This is a genomic window from uncultured Maribacter sp. (assembly GCF_947500985.1).
Lineage (GTDB): Bacteria > Bacteroidota > Bacteroidia > Flavobacteriales > Flavobacteriaceae > Maribacter.
The window spans coordinates 1-546 of sequence record NZ_CANMTX010000030.1; the positions used below are offsets into that span (position 1 = coordinate 1).

General features: G+C 42.5%; 1 pseudogene. It reads left to right on the plus strand.

Annotated elements, in window-relative coordinates:
- Window positions 1–546: pseudogene (locus tag Q0871_RS18640) on the plus strand (hypothetical protein); the annotation flags it as partial.

Here is a 546-nt window from a genome sequence, read left to right on the forward strand (position 1 = left end):
ACTCTTGAAGCGGAACAAACAACACAGAATACCGCAATAGCTGCAAACGCTACAGATATCTCGACCAACGCAACTGCAATTGCAGCGCACAATACTGCCGATGGTGATTTAAGTGATTCTAACGAATACAATACAGGTATCAGTTTTGATGGAACAGACCTTACGGTCACAGACCTTGGTGGTGACCAAACTATAGACATTAGTGGACTTGCATATGACGACACTACAATAAGAGCGGATGTTGATCAAAATACTGCCGATATCGATACTTTAGAAGCGGAACAAACAACTCAGAATACTGCAATAGCTACAAACGCTACAGATATCGATACTCTTGAAGCTGAGCAAACAACACAGAATACTGCTATCGCTACAAACGCAACGGATATAGACACTCTTGAAGCGGAGCAAACAACACAGAATACCGCAATAGCTGCAAACGCAACGGATATCTCGACAAATGCAACTGCAATTGCAGCGCACAATACTGCCGATGGTGATTTAAGTGATTCTAACGAATACAATACTGGTATCAGTTTCGACGGA